Annotated in this window: 1 protein-coding gene; it reads left to right on the top strand. The window is 72.0% G+C overall.

What is annotated here, in order from left to right; genetic code table 11:
- Nucleotides 1-295 precede the first annotated feature (295 nt).
- Nucleotides 296-3478: a DUF5979 domain-containing protein gene (locus ACFRCR_RS17770; RefSeq protein ID WP_377679415.1), complete on the top strand. Its 3183-nt coding sequence runs from the start codon at nt 296-298 to the stop codon at nt 3476-3478.
- Nucleotides 3479-3532: the final 54 nt, after the last annotated feature.

Raw genomic sequence — 3532 nt, 5'->3', positions numbered from 1 at the left:
GGGGCGGCCTTCGTCGTCCGGGCAGGCGTCAGGAGGCGTGCGCACACCGGGTGCTCCCGGGCAAGACGCATTCACCCTGCCCGCCGGGAACCCGTGTGTGATGAGGCGAACACCACATCCGGGCGGTGATGGTCGAATTACCACGGTCGCCCCATCTTGTCCCGCATTTCGGCGCGCTCCAGCGCGACCATGTCGCGGGATGTGATCGGGAGCACCCGAAACTCCCGTCATACCGCCGTCGGGGTCTGGTCTTCTGGGTAGTTGGACAACTGTTCCGGTCATCCGAAGGAGCGTCATGAGCACCCCCCACCGGGCTCGTCGAGCGGGTACCCCGTTCGGTAGGGCCGTCGCTGCCGCCACCGCCGCGGTCCTCGCCCTGACGGGAGCGGTCGCGCTCGGCGCGGGGCCGCTCGCGGCACCCGCGACCGCCGCGCCCAAGGCGCAGCTCCCGCAGTGCCCGGCACCGGGAGACATGCCCAACGTCTCCACCGGGGTCCCGATCTTCACCGACAGCAACGTGGCGGTCTGGGTCGGTGGCAACTACTCGGCGCTGTACAGCGCGGCCGAGTCGGAGGGCGTCCTGGTCGTCGAGGGCGACGCGACCTTCGACGCCCCGGGGAACTTCAGCGTCGGCGCCGTCGGCGCCGGGTCGCAGATCGCGCCTCCCGACGGGTCGACCATGCTGCACGTGGGCGGCAACATGACCGTGGGGGCGGAGACCGGCATCACGGTCGGCTCGACGCAGCCGAACGGCGGCGGCGTGAACGTCGGCGGCACGCTGACGATCGACGGCTCCCTCAGCACCACGGGGTCGGCGTCCGGCGCGCCGGTCCAGCAGGGGATCGGGGCTCCGGCCGCGCTCGCGCCCTGGGCCGACTTCCGCACGGTCGTCGAGGACACCTCGGCCACGATCGCCTCGTGGGGCGGGACGGCCGTGACGCGCTCGGGCAACCAGCTCACCTTCACGGGGTCCGGGACGGACGACCCGCAGGTGTTCACGATCCCCGCGACGATGCTCAACGGCGCCAAGGAGATGTACTTCGTCGGGATCCCCGACAAGGTCTCGATCGCGATCAACGTGACCGGCACCGAGCCCGTCGACATCGCGCCGAACTACTGGTCCGGCAACGGGACGGGATTCATCAACGACTTCAACACCCCTGGGTTCGGCAACTGGGCAGCGCGCACGCTCTGGAACTTCGTCGAGACCCCCAGCCTGAGCATCGGGCGCGGTGACCAGTTCCTCGGGACCATCCTCGCGCCCGCGGCCGACGCCACGATCTCGACCGCGACGAACGGGCGCGTGATCGTCGGCGGCGACCTGGACTTCGGCATCGACGGGCTCACGACCGGGCTCGAGATGCACAGCTACCCGTGGACCGGCCCCGGCCCGTTCACGTGCCTCACGACCGAGCCCGGCGGGTTCACGGTCGCCAAGAGCGTGGTCGGCGACGGTGCGGACCTCGTGCCGGCCGGCACCGAGTTCAGCGTCGCCTACTCGTACACCGCGAACGGGACGCCCGTCACGGGCACCCTCACCGTGAAGGCCGACGGCACGGTCGTGGACGGCCCGGCGGGCCTGCCCGCCGGGACCGTCGTCACGCTCTCCGAGCCCGGTCTGCCCGACGTCCCCGGCGTCGCGTGGGGCACCCCGTCGTTCTCCCCGTCGGACACCGTCACCATCGGTGAGTCCGGGACGATCGCCGTGACGCTCACCAACACCGCGTCGGCGCAGGTCGGCGGGTTCTCGGTCGCCAAGGCCCTGACCGGGCTCGCCGCCGGGCAGGTGCCCGCGGACACCGAGTTCACGGTCGCCTACACCGTCACGGCCGACGGTGCCTCGACGCAGGGGACCATGAAGGTCCTTGCCGACGGCACCGAGGTCGACGGCCCGCAGGACCTGCCGGTCGGCGCGGTCGTGACCTTCACCGAGATCGACCTGCCGACCGTGCCCGGCGTGGTGTGGGGCGCACCGTCCTTCTCGCCCGCCTCCGTCACGGTCGCCGACGGCACGAACCCCCTGGTCATGCTGACCAACTCGGCCGACGCCGTGGTGATCCCCGTCGGCGGCTTCTCGGTCCAGAAGCTCGTCGAGAACGCGCCCGAGGGCATGGTTCCCGCGGACACCGCGTTCACGGTGGCCTACTCCTACGAGCTCGACGGCGCACCGCTGTCCGGCACCCTGACCGTGCGCGCCGACGGCGTCGTCGTCGACGGCCCGCAGAACCTCCCGGCCGGCACGGTCGTGACGTTCGGCGAGGTGAGCCTGCCCGACGTCGAGGGCGTCGTGTGGGGCGCCCCGGTCTTCAGCCCGGAGAGCCTCGTGGTCGGTGCGAACGAGAACGCCGAGGTCACGCTGACGAACACCGCCGAGGAAGCACGGGCGGGAGGGTTCTCGATGGCCAAGTCCGTCGCGGGAGAGGCCGCCCGGAAGGTGCCCGCAAGCACCGAGTTCACCGTTCGCTACGCCTACGACCTGGACGGTGTGCCCACCTCGGGCACGACGACCGTCACGGCGGACGGGACCGTCGTCGACGGCCCGCAGAACCTCCGTGAGGGCACTGTCGTGACGTTCGAGGAGATCGCGCTCCCCGCGGTCGACGGTGTCGTGTGGGGCACCCCGGTGTTCAGCCCGGCGACGATCACGGTCGGCGCGGGAGAGAAGACCGCGGTCACGCTGACCAACACGGCGCTCGACGTCCCGGCGGGCGGCTTCTCGCTCGCCAAGGCGGTCGAGGGGCTCGCAGCGGACCAGGTGCCGGACTCCACCGAGTTCACCGTGCGGTACTCGTACGACCTGGGTGGTGTCGCGATCACGGGCAACCTGACGGTGACCGCGGACGGTGCCGTCGTCGACGGCCCGCAGAACCTCCCGGTCGGCACGGTCGTCACGTTCACCGAGATCGACCTGCCCGCGGTCGCGGGTGTCGTCTGGGGCGCCCCGGTGTTCAGCCCGGCCCAGGTCACCATCGCCGACGGCGAGGACGCGGCGGTCACCCTGACCAACACGGCAGACGTCGTGGCCACCCAGGTCGGCGGGTTCACGATCGCCAAGGAGGTCACGGGGGCGAACGCGTCGAAGGTCCCCGCGGACACGCAGTTCACGGTCGCGATCTCCGGGACCGTCAACGGCGAGCACACCGAGGGCACCCTGACGGTCCGCGCCGACGGCACCGTCGTCGAGGGCCCGGCGAACCTCCCCGCAGGGACGGTCGTCGACCTCGCGGAGGTCGACCTGCCGAAGGTCGCGGGCGTGCGCTGGGGGGAGCCGGTCTTCACGGTCGACGGCGAGAAGGTCACGTCGGTCACGATCGGTGCGGGCCAGACCGTCGCGGTGACCCTGACCAACACCGCGAACACCGCGGACGGCGGTCTCGCGGCCACGGGAGCCCGCGTCGCGGGCATCGCCGCCGTCGCGCTGCTGCTGGTCGGCGGGGGTGGCGCGCTCCTCGTGGGTGCGCGACGCCGTCGGGCATGAGGTCCTGACCGGGCGATCGCCCGAGCGTGCCCCGGAGCGGGCGTGACCTACCCG

The sequence above is a fragment of the Oerskovia sp. NPDC056781 genome, assembly GCF_042789955.1.
GTDB classification, from domain to species: Bacteria; Actinomycetota; Actinomycetes; order Actinomycetales; family Cellulomonadaceae; genus Oerskovia; species Oerskovia rustica.
The sequence above is the reverse complement of the archived record's forward strand: the minus strand, read 5'-3'. Positions and strand labels throughout refer to the sequence as shown.